We start from the raw sequence: 14076 nt of genomic DNA, 5'->3' as shown, positions 1-14076 counted from the left end.
ATTCGAAAGGCCGCATCTGATGGGTGCGGTCTTTTTTGTGCCTTTAAAGCAGTTTGCGTTTTATATGAGGCAAGTGGATCGCTTTTCACGTTCGACCGAATGAGTGAGGCAGCGAACAAACGATTCAAGCCAAACGCAAACTGCCATAAGCAGGTAGGACTAGGCGTCAAGCGCCGAGCGCACAGCAGAGCCCGGCACATTGCGATGGCCCACATGGCGCTGGATACAGTCCACAAGCTCATTTCGGCGGATTGGTTTGGTCAGGAAATCATTCATTCCGGCTGCAAGACAGGCCTCTTTTTCACTGTCAAAGACATTGGCAGTGAGCGCCACAATGCTGGGCTGTTTCACATCAGCACCGCGAATGGCTTCGGTGGCCTCAATACCGCTCATGACAGGCATCGACATATCCATGAAAATCAAATCCGGCGCATGCTGCAGCGTTGCTTCGACAGCGGCATAGCCATTTTCAGCGAAATGCAGCGTGATCGGAAGAGGTTCCAGATATTTGCGGATCAGCAGCCGGTTGGTTTTGTTGTCCTCGGCCACCAGAATTTTCAAACCCGCGAGGTCTATTGCGTCATATTTGAGAGGTGCAACCGGGGCGGGGGATGTGTCATTGTCCTGAGCAGGAATCGTGACGGGCAGGGTCACATGCACTGTGGTCCCGGCGCCAAGGGTTGATTGCACAGCAATCTCACCGCCCATCTCCGTGGTCAGCCTGCGGCATATGGCGAGGCCAAGACCTGTGCCGCCAAAGCGGCGCGTAGTGGAGCTTTCTGCCTGCGAAAACTCTTCAAAGATGCTTTGAAGCTTCTTCTCCGGGATGCCGATGCCGGTGTCTTTCACCACAAAATGCAACATCGCCTTTTGCGGATCAGACGCGCCCTCGGACCATTCTGTCCAGACCTTCACATCCACCTGTCCCTGTTCCGTGAACTTGGTGGCATTGCCGATGATATTGGTCGCGATCTGACGAATGCGCACATCATCGGAGATCACTTGCGCGGGCACTGCGCTTTCAATGTTCAGCGAAAGCGCGATGTCTTTTTCCTGCGCCGCCGGGGTCAACAGACGGGTGACCTCCTCAAAACAGTGGCGCAGCTCAAATTTGGTTTCCGACAGGCTCAGTTTGCCCGCCTCCAGCTTGGAGAGGTCCAGAATATCGTTGATGATGGTCAGCAGGCTGCGCGAGGAGCTGAGGATCGTTTGGGTGAAGACCTCTTGATCCTCCGTCTGCTCCGTGTCCGCCAAGAGATCCGCCATCCCGATGATACCGGTCAGAGGCGTGCGGATTTCATGGCTCATATTGGCCAGAAAACGCGACTTGGCTTTGGCCGCATCCTCCGCAGCCTCCCGCGCGATGCGCATGGACTCGCTGTGTTCTTTGACCGCTGTGATGTCGCGCGCAATGGTGACCAGAAAATCTATTTTGCCCTCATCGTTTTTCACCGGCAGCAGCTGAAAATCGACCCAGAGCGGGCTGCCATCAGGCAACGTGTTGTGGATTTCTGTGCGCAAGGGATCGCCGCCCTGCGTGGCTTTGGCGATATCCAGAAAATCATCAGGTTTGCCGCCAGCGATCCGGATCAGATCGTAGATATTGCGGCCGATGGCCTCCTCAGCCGGGATGCCATTGAGCTTGGTAAAGGCCTCATTGACCCATTCCACTGTGCGATCAGAGGACATCAGGACGACAGTGTCATTGGTGCGGCGCGCCACCATCGAGAGTTTGAGCAGCTCATCCTGATGGGCTCTGAGCTTGGCGTTGGCGGTAAAGAGGTCCCGCTCCCGCTTGCTCAGGTGCTCTGTCTTCTCCGCATTGTCATAGGAGGCGCGCGAAAAAGAATAGCACATGTAGGCCATGCACATCAGCGCCATCATGCTGTGTGCATCAAGATGTGCCGCAGCATTTGGCGCGCGGAACACAAAAATCTGCACCAGAAACAACAAGATTGGTGTGATACCAAACACTGTGAGCTTGGTAATCGCAATCTTTGGATTGGTCGGCAGGATCAGCGTCGCATTGATCGCTCCCATACCCAAAACCGCGGCCACCCCTAGGATTGTACCATCCTGCCCCCAGGAGAAGACATAGATCGTGACAGCAGCGGTGATTGCCAGACATTGAGTCAGCCCGCCAACGGTCGCAAGCCGATGGAGTGCCTTGTAGCTTGCGCCCTGTTCAAGCCGCCGCCTGAGCTTCAAGAGGCAGAGGCAGTCCACCAGTTCGCCTGACAATATGACCAGTGTCAGACCAAGACCGACAAGTGGGGTTGTGGCCCACATCATGAAGATACAGCCGAAGAAATAGATCACAGCCCGGCGCTTCAATGTGGCAAGACGCTCACCCGCATATTGTGTCAGTCGACCACGCAGCCGGTCGTCTGTGTGCAGTGGCTCTTGGGAATCGATAGGAAAATGCGCGGTCATAGAAGCGTGGTGTCTGGCTGTTTCATGCAGACCGTAATGTGGACCAGTTAACCAATGATTTTGCACTAGACATTATCGGCCAAATTCGTCGGGTCTAGTGAAGTGACCTTGCGTCAAGCTGTGGTGGTGGCAGCAGATGTGGCGTCGGAACGCTTCAGATTTGAGCACCTCATGAATTTTCCTCTTCTCGGATACATTTTTGCGGCGGTGGCACTTGCAGCTAATTTTTGGTTCGCTAAATGGATATTTCTGGAAGTGAAGTATCTTGAGGATTCGCGCGTGACCGAAGAGATGTTTGCAAACACCGATCTGCCCGCTGAGATTCGGGCGATGCTTGGTGTGTTTGCACTGGCCAATCAGATTGAGGCGGAGATGATGCACATCAACGTCTCCCCGCCATTGGCTAAGATGGAACGGAAAATCCTGGTCTTTCTGGACCGCCCCAAACGTATGGGGGCGCTCGCAGAGGACATTTTCTGTGTGCCATCCGCAGTGACCCCTGCGGCGGATGCGCTGGCAAATTGCGGCTTTGTGCGACGCATTCCGGATCCGCAGGATCGGCGGGCGATGCTCTTGGAATTGACCGAAGCAGGAAGGGCTGCGCGAGAGGCGTTGATGGCGCTGGTTGTGAACAGCTTTCGGGAGATTTCCGACATGACTCCAGAGGAAATTAAGACTTTTGCCGCATTGGCAATCAAATCCATGCCCGGAGCCGTGAAGGCGGGATTGATGAAGGACAGAGACGAATGAAACGTGCAGGACTTTTTTCGGCGTTGGTGATGGCGCTGTCATTGGGAAGCGCTGGCGCTTCTGTGGCGCAAGAGGATGCCGCGATCAAACCGGTCAAACTGTTGCAGGTGACCGAAGCTCCCGTGGCCTTTGAACGGCAGTTCTTTGGCCGTGTGAAAGCGCGCCAGAGTGTGGATCTGGCCTTTCAGGTGGGCGGGCAGATTGTCGAGTTCCCGGTGACCGAAGGCTTCAACATCAAAAAGGGCGAGATGATTGCCCGCCTTGATCTGGAGATTTTCGAGCTGAACCTCGATCAGGCGCGTCTGCAGAAAGAACAGGCCGACCGCACTGTGAGCCGGTTGAAAAAGCTGCGTGGCAACACGGTCAGCCAGGTGGCGCTGGATGACGCGGAAACGCAGGCCGGGCTTGCGGCGATCGCGGTGCGCAACGCCGAATGGTCCCTGAAACACGCCACCTTGCCCGCGCCCTTTGATGCGCTGATTTCGAGCCGCAACGTTGAGCTCTTCACCACCGTCTCAAGCGGCACCCCGGTGGTGCGTATCCACGATCTGAGCGAGCTGCGCATTGAGGTCGATGTGCCCGAAATCCTGTTCCAGCGGGCCGGCGAAGAGGAAAACGTCGTGATCACCGCCACATTCCCGGGCAGTGACATAGAGCACCCGCTCGAAATCCGCGAATATGACGCGGAAACCTCCGACATTGGTCAGACCTTCCGCATCAACTTTGGTATGGCGCACCCAGAGGGCCGCACAATTTTGCCGGGCTCTTCGGTCACGGTCCATGTGGAAGCCACCGAGCCTTTTGCCGGCATTCTTGTGCCAGCCACCGCAATCGTCATCAACGAAGCGGGCGAGATCGGCGTGATGCGCTTTGATCCTGTGGGCGCCTCTGAGGGTGCAGTCACCTGGACCCCAATCGAGACCACTCCGGCGGAAAACGGTATGTTGCGCGTCACCTCTGGCCTCAAAGACGGTGATGAAGTTGTTCTGACCGGCGGCTCCGGCCTTGAAGATGGCCAAACCGTGCGCCGCTTTGTTGGCTTTGGGAACTGAGGTCCGCCATGATGCCCAATATTGCACGCGGCTCCATTGACCGGCCGATTTACACATGGATGATCATCCTGATTTTCCTCTTTGGGGGGGCGGTGGCCTTCCTCAATCTCGGACGTCTGGAAGATCCGGCTTTCACCATCAAGCAGGCGGTGGTGATCACCTCCTATCCGGGGGCCACTGCCGAACAGGTGGCCACAGAGGTCTCTGAACCGCTGGAATCCGCCATCCAGAAGATGGAGGAGATCGACTATATCACCTCCACCAACCAGCCGGGGTCCTCACGGATTGATGTACACATCAAATCGACCTACGGCGGCGAGGATCTGAAACATATCTGGACGCGGCTGCGGGCGCGCATTCGCGATGCCTCGCGCGGTCTGCCCTCCGGCGTCAGTGAGCCTCTGGTGAACGACACCTTTGGCGATGTGTTTGGCATCTTCTTTGCGGTGACGGCCGAAGGCTACACCGACGCTGAGAAACACGACCTCTCCACCTTCCTACGGCGCGAACTTCTGACAGTTGACGGCGTGGCCGATGTGGAAATTCTGGGGCTGCCCGAAGAGGCCATCTTTGTGGAGCCGGATCTGGCCCTCTCTGTGAACCAGAACATTTCGCTGGCCGCCATCTCCAACGCCATCGCAAACTCCGATGCGGTTACTGCTGCGGGTTCGGTGACCACGGACACCTCTAAAACACGGATCATCCGCCCTGACGGCTCTGACACGGTGAATTCGATCGCAGGTCTGTCGCTGGGCCAAAGCGGCCATGTGGTGAACCTCGTGGACATGGCAAGCGTGTCACGCAACCGCGTGACCGACCCCAGCGTCGTGATCCGCTTTGACGGCGAAGAAGCCTTCACGCTGGGTGTGGCCGGGATCGCGACCGAAAACATCGTCGAAGTGGGCAACCGCGTGGATGCGAAACTGGCCGAGATGGCCGGAGACATCCCCGCCGGTGTGCAGTTGCACCCGATCTATCAACAGCATCTGGTGGTGGACAAAGCCTCTAACGACTTCCTGATCAGTCTGGCGATGTCGGTGGCCATCGTGGTCCTAGTGCTTGCGGTCTTCATGGGCTGGCGCGCCGCGGTTGTGGTGGGCGTCACCCTGTTTTTGACGGTTGTCGGCACCTTCCTCTTCATGGGCATGTTCTCCATCGAGATGGAGCGGATTTCGCTCGGCGCACTGATCATTGCCATGGGCATGCTCGTGGACAACGCCATTGTGGTTGCCGAAGGCATGCAGATTGCAATGCTGCGGGGCAAAAACTCCCGCGACGCTGCGGACGAAGCCTCCGGCAAAACCCAGATCCCGCTGCTGGGCGCCACGATCATCGGCATCATGGCCTTTGCAGGCATTGGTCTCAGCCCGGACGCCACCGGCGAATTCCTGTTCTCGCTCTTTGCGGTGATCGGCATTTCGCTGCTGCTGAGCTGGCTGCTGGCGCTGACCGTCACACCGATGCTGGGGCACTATCTGTTCAAACAGGGACATGAGGGCGCGGATGATGCTTACGGCGGCTTCATTTTCCGCATCTATGGCTGGTCTCTGCGCTTGGCGCTGAAGCTGCGCTGGCTCGTGATCCCCGGCCTGCTGGCGGTGACAGTGGCCTGTTATGCGGGCTTTGGCCTCGTCAAACAGCAGTTCTTCCCGGACAGCAACACGCCACTCTTCTTTGTGCACTACAAGCTGCCGCAAGGCTCTCCGATCAACACCACCTCTGACCATCTGAAAGAGGTAGAGGCGTGGCTGTCTGAGCGCGACGATGTGGAGAGCTTTACCACTGTGGTCGGGCAGGGCGCGACCCGCTTCCTGCTGACCTATGAGTCTGAGCCTTCAAACCCAAGCTATGGGCATTTGATCGTGCGTACAGCTGACCTTGAGGCCATCCCGCCGCTGCAAGCGGATCTGGAGGCCTTTGCTGCCGCGCATCTGCCGGAGGGGGAATTCCGCACCAAACGCCTGATCTTTGGTCCGGGCGGTGGCGACCCCATTCAGGTGCGCTTCTCCGGCAGTGACCCCAAAGTTCTGCGCGCGCTGGCCACTCAGGCGGAGCAGGTTCTGAAAGACGCCTCTGACAATATCCTCAGTGTCCGCACCAACTGGCGCGAGCAGGAGGTGGTGATCAAGCCGCTTTACGCAACAGAACGTGCCCAGACCGCCGGTGTGAACCGCGAAGATCTGGCAGGCATGCTGCAGTTCTCCACCGATGGGATCGCCACCGGCGTGTTCCGCGAGAACGATCGCCTGATCCCGATCATCCTGCGCCGTCCGGCGGAAGGGGATTACGGCCTGATGGATCAGTTGGTCTACTCCCCAACCACCAATGCCTTCCTGCCGGTTGAGCAGATGGTGGACGGCTTTGTGCATGAGACGCAGAACACCCTGCTGCACCGTCGCGACCGGCTGCCGACCATCACCGTTGGGGCGGATATTCCACCCGATCTCACGGCGGCACAGGTGCAGGCAGAAGTCACCGCCGCAATCGAGGCCATGCCGATCCCGGTGGGCTACACGATGGAATGGGGTGGCGAGCTTGAGAACTCCTCTGAGGCGCAGGAAAGCCTTGCGGCGCAGCTGCCGCTCAGCCTGCTGATCATGGTTCTGATCTCGGTACTCCTGTTCAACGCGATCCGTCAGCCAATCATCATCTGGCTGCTGGTGCCAATGTCGGTGAACGGTGTGGCGTTGGGCCTCTTGGGCACCAACATGCCCTTCACCTTCACAGCGCTGCTGGGTCTGTTGAGCCTTTCCGGCATGCTGATCAAAAACGGCATCGTGCTGGTGGAAGAGATCGACTTCGTGCGCGAAGAGGGCCTGCCTCTGCGCGAAGCCATCGTGAAGGCCAGCGTGTCACGTCTGCGTCCGGTGATGCTCGCGGCGGTCACCACCATTCTTGGTATGGCACCGCTCCTGTCTGACGCCTTCTTTGTGTCGATGGCGATCACCATCATGGGCGGTCTGGCTTTTGCCACCATCCTCACGCTGATCGCGGCACCGGTGTTCTATCTGGTGTTCTTCCGCGGCGATGAACGGCGCGAGATGGCCGCTGCCAAAGCCTCCGGCGCGGCCGTGCCTGCCTAAATTGGCCAGATACCAAAAAGAAAAGCCGCCCCGGTCTCTGGGGCGGCTTTTTTGTGTGCGCGTGGCAGCGATCAGAGCGTGGCGTGCCAGTCTTTGATGGCGATGCCGATCTCATCGGGGCTGTCTTCCTGAATGAAATGGCTGCCTGCCACAGTGACTTCGCTCAGATTGGGGAAGGCCCGCACATAATCCCGCACCGGCCCTGCGATCAGCGCGCCGGGCTCTGCGTTCACAAAGAGCTTGGGCAGATCACTTTCCTTGAGCCATGCGGAATAGGCCGCCACAATTTCGGTCACATCCACCGGTGTGCCCTCAATCGGGATCTGGCGCGGCCATGTCAGCGTCGGGCGACGGTCTTCTCCGGCATTAGCAAAGGGGCGGCGGTACTCGGCCATCTCTTCCTCGCTCAGATCGCGCAGGATGGAACCGGGCAGAATCGCTTCCACAAAGGTGTTGTGTTCAAGGATCATCTCTTCCCCCGCCGGAGAGCGCATCGCCTCAAAGATCGGGCGCGCCGCCGCAGGGAAGCTGTCCCAGCTTGGCACAGGCGCCACGATGCCCTCCATAAAGGCGATGCCTTTGACCTTCTCGGGGTTGCTGTGCGCCCAGTGAAACCCAAGGGCGGAGCCCCAGTCATGGATCACCAGCGTGACATTCTCCGTCACCCCCAGCGTTTCCAGCAGCGCGTAAAGATAGCGGCGGTGCTCCACAAAGGTGTAGCGCTCAGGCCCGCTGTCATCGAGCTTGTCGGAATCGCCCATGCCAATCAGATCCGGCGCGATCAGCCGCCCTTTGCCAACCAGATGCGGCATGACATTGCGCCAGAGATAAGACGAGGTCGGATTGCCATGCAGAAAGACAATCGGATCCCCTTCGCCTTCCTCGATATAGGCCATCTGTTTGCCAAGCACCGTGGCAAATTTCTTTTTCTCGCGGAACGCTGTAGACATGGGCCTCTCCCCTGTTGATCCTTGTTTGAGAAACAGGATTAGAGTAATGGAATGATCGTTCCAAAACAAGAGTTCAAATGCCAAGACCACAGTCCCAGACCCGCCAAGACCTGCTGACCAACGCGATGATGGCCTTTTGGAAAGGCGGCTATCGGGCGGTGTCCGTGGGGGATCTGGTGCGCGAAACCGGGGTCAGCCGCGGCTCTCTTTATAGTGACTATTCCGGCAAAGAAGCCTTGTTTTCAGCCGTTCTGGATCATTACCAAACCCATGTTGTGACCCCGCTTTTTGGCCCAGTAGAGGTAGCGGATGCGGGGTTGGAAGCCATAGCCAGCTATCTCACTGCTGCCATCGCGCAGGAGGGGCTGGCAGATGAAGGCGTGACCGGCTGTCTGGTCTGCAGCACTTGGGGGCAGGTCAGTGCAGAGGAGGCCGACATAAAGGCCAAGCTCTTGGCCCATGCGGACCGGCTCACCGCTGGGTTCACCGCCGCGCTGTCGCGCGAGAATGCCCAGGCGGGCAATCCTCTCAGCACAGAAGAGCTCGAAGCCCTTGGCCACTACACAATGACAGCGGTGCAGGGGCTTTGGTCCTACGCGCGCCTTGCACCCTGCCGCGATCAGCTTCAAAAGGCAGCGGACCAGCTCATCGCGCATCTGCGCCGATGCCTCTACGGAGCCGCCTCATGACCGCCTTTCTCCCTGACCAGCCGATGCTTGAGGGCCTCTTTCGCTTCATTGCGCTGGATGTGGAAACCGCTAATGCCCACCGTCACAGCATCAGCCAGATCGGCCTCGCCGGGTTGCGTATGGACGGCACGATCGAGACTTTCGCCACCTACATCGACCCCGAAGAGCCCTTTGCGCCGTTCAACACCGAACTCACCGGCATCAGTGCCGCCACCGTGCGCGGCGCGCCCACTTTTGCGCAGGCCTGGCCGCTGATGGCCCCTGTGCTGTCACGCCATCTGCTGGTGCAGCACAGCGGCTTTGACGAGAAGGCCATCACCGCCGCCTGCCTCACCGCAGACCTTGGCAAGCCCAAGCTGCATTGGGCAGATAGCGTGAAAATCGCCCGCAAAGCTTGGCCGGAGTTTCGCGGCAATGGCGGTCATGGGCTGGGCCACCTCAAGGAAGCCTTGGGTCTGGAGTTCCATCACCACGACGCTGGCGAAGACGCACGCGCCGCCGCCCAAGTGGTGCTACAAGCCGAGGAGCGCCTTGGCAAAACCATCGAACAGATCACTGGCAAAACCGCCCATCTGCAGCTCTCGTTTGCGTTTTGATCTGCGGATCATCGCAGCGATTCTGCGGGATATGCTCAATTAATTGGCGAACTTTCTTGCGATGCTAATCGTAACATCAGGTGCGCCGCACCCTTGGGTTGAACACCCTTTTCCGCCGAACGGATTCTTAAGGTTTTTCACCAACACCCCCTCCAGAAATTCGCGAATGTAAGGCCGCCACAGCGGATGCGGCCTGCCAAAGAGGACGTTGATGAAACAAAATGCCAATCACCGACACGGGCCTTTCCGGACCGTGTTGCTCAGTGTGTTTGCCGCCCTTCCGATCCTAGTGCTGTGCACCGGCATGTCGATTTACAGCGCTTATCAAGAATCAAACACCGAAAAGGCCGCGCTGGTTGAGGTCATTCAGGCCTTCTTCAAAAGCTACGTGACCAACCGGGGTGACGGCGCAGCCGCACCTGCGAGCTTCCGTCAGGAAGGTCTGACGAACTTCAACGCCGCTGGCGGGCATGGCAGCGAAGCCTTTGAAATCACCATGCCGGGCCTGCCCGATCATGAGGTGGTCACAATCGAAAACGATCCCTACGTGCGTGGCGTGATCAGCGGCTTTCAGGAAACGCAAAACCACGAGATTGTGGAGCGCCTGATCTGGGATCAGGACGGCCTGTCCTCCCTGTCGATCTACCCAAGTGTCGCGCAGTCTCAGGCCTGTGTGGATTGCCACAACAGGATCGTGCCCTCCCGCAATTGGCAGCTGGGCGACATCATGGGCGCCTATGTGGTGCGCGCGGATCTGAACAATGACCTGATCGCAGGCGTGACCATTGGCTTTGTTTTGGCGGGTGTCGTGGTGGCGGGGCTTGTTTGGCTTCAGCTGCGCGAAGCGGCGGCGCGCAAAGTCGAACAGGAGGCCATCGCTCAGGAAACAGCGCGGGTCGCGCGCTCCGACATTGCGCTCGGGGAGGCCAAATCGGTCGTGGGTGCCTTTGCCCAAGGCCAAGTCGACAAACGCATTGAGATTTCCGACGCACAGGTCGCCTCGGAGAATGCGCCGCTGATCGAAACCGTAAATGATCTCTGCACCGTGGTAAGCGATTTTGTGACCGATGCGCAGAGCGTGACACAAAGCCTTGCGAAAGGCGATTTGTCCGGCCGCATCGAAAGGGATTACTCTGGCAGCTTTGGTGAAGTGGCCGCAGGGCTGAACGCCAGCCTCGCGCGCATGAGCGCAACGGTGCAGGTCATCAACCAATCCGCCGAACATGTGGCCCAAACCGCCAAGACGCTCGATCAGGAAACCCGCCACCTCTCTGACCGCACCAAACACCAGTCCCAGATCGTGGAGCAAAGCACTGATATGATGCGCGGGATCGGCAATGCCGTTGGGGCCAACGTCACCGCCGCGCAAGATGCCATGGCAACCGGACGCCGCGCCAACAAACGCGCCGAGGAAACCGTGGGCGTGGTGTCCCATGCCAGCGCGGCCATGGCGGGCGTTGAGGCGGGCACAAATGAGATCAAGAGCATCATCACGCTGATTGACGAAATCGCCTTTCAAACCAACATGTTGTCTGTGAACGCCTCGGTCGAAGCCGCGCGCGCGGGCGATGCGGGCAGGGGCTTTGCCATCGTGGCCTCAGAGGTCCGCAACCTCTCCCAACGCACCAGCGACGCCGCGCTTCAGGTGGCGGAACTGGTGGCCTCAAACGTGGAAAAAGTGGCCGAGGGTGTCTCTGAGGTTGAGGAAGCAAAAACCTCTATCGTCGACGTGCAATCCGCCAACAATGCGGTGGATCAGACACTGGTGGAGATCGTTGAGATGAACGAGACCCAATCCGAACGCCTGCGCCAACTCAGCACCTATGCCCAGGATCTGGACACAATGACCCGCGAGAATGCGGATCTGGTTGATGGCACCGCTTGGGCCTCAGATCAGCTGTCTGAAAGCGCGGCGCGTTTGATGGAGGCGGTGGCGTTCTTCTCGGAAAACGGCGCTGTGGCGGCACATGCTGCAGTGCGTGAGGATGAACGCGCGGCCTAAATCGCCCCGCGCTTTTTCCAACCTGCCAAACAAAAACGCGGAGCCAAGGCCCCGCGTTTTTTTGTGACAGAAAACCGGATCAGAAATCCAGATTTTCCACGCTCAGCGCGTTTTTCTGGATGAACTCGCGGCGTGGCTCCACCACATCGCCCATCAGCTTGGTGAAGAGGTCATCGGCTTCCGCCATATCTTCCACCTTCACCTGCAACAGCGTGCGGGCATCCGGGTCCAGCGTGGTCTCCCAAAGCTGATCCGGGTTCATCTCGCCCAGACCTTTGTAGCGCTGCAGCGTCAGACCCTTTTCGCCTTCCGCCAGAATGGCTTTCAGCAGGTCCAGCGGGCCGTAGATGATCTGGCTGCGGTCCTTGCGCACCAGCGTTGCCGGTGTGCCGTAAACTTCCTGCAGGCTGTCTGTGAAGCTGCCGGATTTGCGGGCCTCACCAGAGCGCAGCATCGGGCCATCCAGCGTGCGCACCTCTTCGACACCGCGCAGAATACGCGCCAGACGGATGCCGTGATCCTGCGTGATACGGCCCGTCCAGCCACGCTCATATTCCAGCGCGATCAGGTCCAGACGTTTGGCCACTTTATCGGCCACACCCTGCAGATCGCTGTCCACCGCGCCCGGCACAAAAGCGCCAGCAATGGCGGCCTGCTCCAGAATGTGGCGCGGATAATGGGTTGGGAAGGCGTCCAGAACCTGCTTCAGTTGCCGCGCCTCGGTCACCACACGCGCCAGATCTTGACCGGTCATTTCCATGCCGTTGCCTAGCTTCAGCACCGCGCCTTCAATGCCTTGGTTCACCAGATAATCATCCAGCGCACCCTGGTCTTTCAGATACACCTCGGACTTGCCGCGCGCCACTTTGTAAAGCGGAGGCTGCGCGATGTAGAGGTGCCCTTTCTCGATCAGCTCAGGCATCTGGCGATAGAAGAAGGTCAGCAGCAGCGTCCGGATGTGCGCACCGTCCACGTCCGCATCGGTCATGATCACCACCTTGTGGTAGCGCAGCTTGTCGACGTTGAATTCATCGCGCCCAATGCCGGTGCCAAGCGCCATCACAAGGTTGCCGATCTCCTGCGAGCTCAGCATCCGGTCAAAGCGCGCGCGCTCCACGTTCAGAATCTTACCGCGCAGCGGCAGGATCGCCTGTGTCATCCGGTCCCGACCGGTTTGCGCAGATCCGCCCGCAGAATCCCCCTCCACGAGGAAGACTTCAGTCTTGGAAGGGTCTTTCTCCGCACAGTCCTTGAGCTTACCGGCGAGGAAGTTCACATCCATCGCCGTTTTGCGCCGCGTCAGCTCGCGCGCCTTACGGGCCGCTTCGCGGGCATGGGCCGCCTCAAGGATTTTGGAAACGATCATCTTCGCGGTCTGCGGGTTTTCCTCAAACCACTCGGTCAGCTTCTCGTTCATCAGGCCTTCAACCGCCGGGCGCACTTCCGAGCTCACCAGTTTGTCTTTGGTCTGCGAGCTGAACTTCGGATCCGGGACTTTCACGGAGAGCACACAGGTCAGACCCTCCCGCGCATCATCGCCGGTGAAGGTGATCTTCTCTTTCTTCGCAACACCGCTTTCCTGTGCGTATTTCTGCAAGGTGCGGGTCAGCGCGCCTCGGAAGCCCGCAATATGGGTGCCGCCATCGCGCTGCGGGATGTTGTTGGTAAATGGCAGCACGTTCTCGTGGTAGCTGTCGTTCCACCACATCGCCACCTCAACGCCGATGTCGTCTTTCTCGCCTTTCACATAGATCGGCGCTTCCATCAGCGACGTCTTGTGACGGTCGATATATTTGACAAACTCATTCACACCGCCGTCGTAATAGAGCTCCGTGTGCAGCGGTTCTGCCGGGCGTTCGTCTTCCAGAATGATGCGCACACCAGAGTTCAGGAAGGCCAGCTCGCGCAGGCGCTTTTCCAGCGTATCAAAGGAGTACTCGATGTTGGAAAACGTCTCGGTGGAGGCCATGAAGCGCACCTCGGTGCCGGTCTCATCGCCACATTCCGCCACTTCGCGCAGGTGCTCGGTACAATCGCCGTGCTCAAACTTGGCGTAATGCTCTTTGCCGTTGCGCCAGATACGCAGCTCAAGCCACACCGAGAGCGCGTTCACAACCGAAACCCCCACGCCGTGCAGACCGCCGGAAACCTTGTAGGAGTTGCTGTCAAACTTACCGCCTGCGTGCAGCTGGGTCATGATCACCTCGGCGGCAGAGACGCCCTCTTCGGGGTGAATATCCACCGGAATGCCGCGCCCGTTGTCATAGACAGAGACCGAACTGTCGGCGTGAATTTTCACCCGAACATGGTCTGCGTGGTTGGCCAGTGCCTCATCAATGCCGTTGTCGACAACCTCGTAAACCATATGGTGCAGACCCGAGCCATCATCGGTGTCACCGATATACATGCCCGGCCGTTTGCGGACCGCTTCCAAACCCTTGAGAACTTTGATGGAATCCGCGCCATATTGCTCGGGATTTTGCGCGTTATCAGACATTCATGTCGCCCTTTTTGATTTCCC

General features: G+C 58.7%; 9 protein-coding genes. 6 read left to right on the top strand and 3 right to left on the bottom strand.

Annotated elements, in window-relative coordinates; genetic code table 11:
• Positions 1 to 159: 159 nt before the first annotated feature.
• Entirely contained in the window at positions 160 to 2433 is a 2274-nt protein-coding gene (locus J7399_RS06720; protein WP_209084887.1) for an ATP-binding protein, read from the bottom strand.
• 279 nt (positions 2434 to 2712) lie between these two features.
• Between J7399_RS06720 and J7399_RS21170 the strand changes: the two genes are divergently transcribed.
• From J7399_RS21170 to J7399_RS06705, 3 genes are read left to right on the top strand one after another with little or no spacing between them, the layout of a single operon-like run.
• Positions 2713 to 3183 carry a MarR family transcriptional regulator gene (locus J7399_RS21170; RefSeq protein ID WP_209084886.1) on the top strand — a complete coding sequence of 157 codons (471 nt, stop codon included), beginning with the start codon at positions 2713 to 2715 and terminating at the stop codon, positions 3181 to 3183.
• Complete coding sequence (locus tag J7399_RS06710) at positions 3180 to 4235, top strand: efflux RND transporter periplasmic adaptor subunit (protein WP_209057684.1); 1056 nt, start codon at positions 3180 to 3182, stop codon at positions 4233 to 4235. The genes J7399_RS21170 and J7399_RS06710 overlap by 4 nt, the downstream gene beginning before the upstream one ends.
• An 8-nt stretch (positions 4236 to 4243) precedes the next feature.
• The gene (locus tag J7399_RS06705) at positions 4244 to 7318 is read left to right on the top strand and encodes an efflux RND transporter permease subunit (RefSeq protein WP_247742800.1); all 3075 of its coding nucleotides are present in this window, start codon (positions 4244 to 4246) and stop codon (positions 7316 to 7318) included.
• A gap of 71 nt (positions 7319 to 7389) precedes the next feature.
• Here J7399_RS06705 and J7399_RS06700 read toward each other — a convergent pair whose 3' ends face one another.
• Entirely contained in the window at positions 7390 to 8268 is an 879-nt protein-coding gene (locus tag J7399_RS06700; protein ID WP_209084885.1) for a haloalkane dehalogenase, read from the bottom strand.
• Between the two features lie 77 nt (positions 8269 to 8345).
• Here J7399_RS06700 and J7399_RS06695 point away from each other — a divergent pair, with 77 nt between their 5' ends.
• The 3 genes from J7399_RS06695 (at position 8346) to J7399_RS06685 (ending at position 11555) form a co-directional block, all read left to right on the top strand.
• The gene (locus tag J7399_RS06695) at positions 8346 to 8957 is read left to right on the top strand and encodes a TetR/AcrR family transcriptional regulator (RefSeq protein ID WP_209084884.1); all 612 of its coding nucleotides are present in this window, start codon (positions 8346 to 8348) and stop codon (positions 8955 to 8957) included.
• The gene (locus J7399_RS06690) at positions 8954 to 9553 is read left to right on the top strand and encodes an exonuclease domain-containing protein (RefSeq protein WP_209084883.1); all 600 of its coding nucleotides are present in this window, start codon (positions 8954 to 8956) and stop codon (positions 9551 to 9553) included. Before J7399_RS06695 ends, J7399_RS06690 begins: the two co-directional genes overlap by 4 nt.
• 211 nt (positions 9554 to 9764) lie before the next feature.
• Positions 9765 to 11555, top strand: a complete 1791-nt coding sequence (locus tag J7399_RS06685; protein WP_209084882.1) for a methyl-accepting chemotaxis protein — start codon at positions 9765 to 9767, stop codon at positions 11553 to 11555.
• 79 nt (positions 11556 to 11634) lie between these two features.
• Here J7399_RS06685 and gyrB read toward each other — a convergent pair whose 3' ends face one another.
• The gene (gyrB, locus tag J7399_RS06680; protein ID WP_209084881.1) at positions 11635 to 14052 is read right to left on the bottom strand and encodes a DNA topoisomerase (ATP-hydrolyzing) subunit B; all 2418 of its coding nucleotides are present in this window, start codon (positions 14050 to 14052) and stop codon (positions 11635 to 11637) included.
• Positions 14053 to 14076: the final 24 nt, after the last annotated feature.

Origin of the sequence: Shimia sp. R9_1 (assembly GCF_017743775.1) — a bacterium.
GTDB lineage: Bacteria > Pseudomonadota > Alphaproteobacteria > Rhodobacterales > Rhodobacteraceae > Shimia.
The sequence above is the reverse complement of the archived record's forward strand: the minus strand, read 5'-3'. Positions and strand labels throughout refer to the sequence as shown.

Coding starts and splice junctions, on each gene's coding strand:
- J7399_RS06720 (WP_209084887.1), bottom strand. CDS start 2,433: ATGACCGCGCATTTTCCTATCGATTCCCAAGAGCCACTGCACACAGAC.
- J7399_RS06710 (WP_209057684.1), top strand. CDS start 3,180: ATGAAACGTGCAGGACTTTTTTCGGCGTTGGTGATGGCGCTGTCATTG.
- J7399_RS06705 (WP_247742800.1), top strand. CDS start 4,244: ATGATGCCCAATATTGCACGCGGCTCCATTGACCGGCCGATTTACACA.
- J7399_RS06700 (WP_209084885.1), bottom strand. CDS start 8,268: ATGTCTACAGCGTTCCGCGAGAAAAAGAAATTTGCCACGGTGCTTGGC.
- J7399_RS06695 (WP_209084884.1), top strand. CDS start 8,346: ATGCCAAGACCACAGTCCCAGACCCGCCAAGACCTGCTGACCAACGCG.
- J7399_RS06690 (WP_209084883.1), top strand. CDS start 8,954: ATGACCGCCTTTCTCCCTGACCAGCCGATGCTTGAGGGCCTCTTTCGC.
- J7399_RS06685 (WP_209084882.1), top strand. CDS start 9,765: ATGAAACAAAATGCCAATCACCGACACGGGCCTTTCCGGACCGTGTTG.
- gyrB (WP_209084881.1), bottom strand. CDS start 14,052: ATGTCTGATAACGCGCAAAATCCCGAGCAATATGGCGCGGATTCCATC.